This window comes from Idiomarina sp. UBA4206 (assembly GCF_002383015.1).
GTDB lineage: Bacteria > Pseudomonadota > Gammaproteobacteria > Enterobacterales > Alteromonadaceae > Idiomarina > Idiomarina abyssalis.
In genome coordinates this window covers 45,949-47,126 of the sequence record NZ_DFTS01000019.1, presented here as the reverse complement: position 1 = coordinate 47,126, position 1,178 = coordinate 45,949, and the positions used below count along the sequence as shown (strand labels likewise).

General features: G+C 49.1%; 2 protein-coding genes. Both read right to left on the bottom strand.

All coding sequences use genetic code 11. The features are described 5' to 3' along the window. Window positions 1–443, bottom strand: a 443-nt coding sequence (locus B3180_RS04135; protein ID WP_286843208.1) for an FAD-dependent oxidoreductase, incomplete at its 3' end; no start/stop codon positions are given. 138 nt (window positions 444–581) lie between these two features. Next, on the bottom strand, window positions 582–1,178 hold a 597-nt coding region (locus B3180_RS04130), incomplete at its 5' end, for an alpha/beta hydrolase family protein (RefSeq protein ID WP_286843206.1).

Below are 1,178 nucleotides of genomic sequence, written 5' to 3'. Positions count from 1 at the left end.
GGAGTTTCAGGGATCATCGGGCGTCCGCCGGTGGCAATGGTAATATGGTCCGCAGTAATTTCTTCACCGTTAACTTCAACGGTTTTGTGGTCGACAAACTTGGCAAAGCCTTCAATAAATTCAACGCCGTTGCTTTGGAAACCACGGTGATAACCGCCATGAATGCGCTCTATGTAGGCTTCGCGATTATGAACCATGGTTGCCCAGTCAAAACCTTTTTGTTCAAGGTCAAAGCCATAGGACGGCGAATACTTGATAGCTTCTGCAATATGAGCGCCATACCACATGACTTTCTTAGGTACACAACCCACGTTTACGCAGGTACCGCCAACAAATTTTGCTTCAATAACGGCGGCCTTTGCACCACGAATGGCGGCACGGTTGGCTGAGGCAATACCGCCACTGCCGGCACCTATCGCCAGATAGTCATAATGTCTGCTCATACTGCTTAACTCCTGTGCTTAATTCAAAAACTGCGCATATCTTGAATAAAAACCCCGTATCTTGCAAATAAAGACACGGGGTTGTCATGCTTTTAATACCGATAGTGGCAATCGAAAGATCAGTTTACAGCACTGTTCTTAACGACCACCTGCCGGTAAGTTTTCTTTGACGAACTCGGTCATCATGGTGCGCAGGTGCAAAGTGGTGCCTTCACCCTCGTAAATACCATGCGAGCGGTTCGGGTAAGCAAAAAATTCAAATTGCTTACCGTGTTTAATCAGTTCGTTAACTAAGCGCTCACTGCCCTGGAAGTGGACGTTGTCGTCGCCTGTACCATGCACTAACAATAAGTCACCTTCCAGATTCTCGGCGTGTGTAATTGCCGAGGTCTCTTTGTAGCGCTCTGCTGATTCCGGCAATAACCCGGAGTAACGCTCCTGATAAATGGTGTCGTACAAGGTTAAGTCGGGTACTGGTGCCAGCGCCATACCCATGTTGTAGGCGTCCGGATAACGGAAAAGCGCATTCAGGGTTTGTGAACCACCGCCGCTGTGTCCCCAAATACCAACACGACTTTCATCAATAAAGTCCCAGCGTTCCAGCATTTGTTGCAGCGCGTCGTACTGGTCGCGTACGGTGACAACGCCCAGGTTTTTGTAGATAGAACGGCGCCAGTCAAAGCCGCGTGGTGACTTAGTGCCCCGGTTATCAATGGAGGCAACAATATAGCCCTC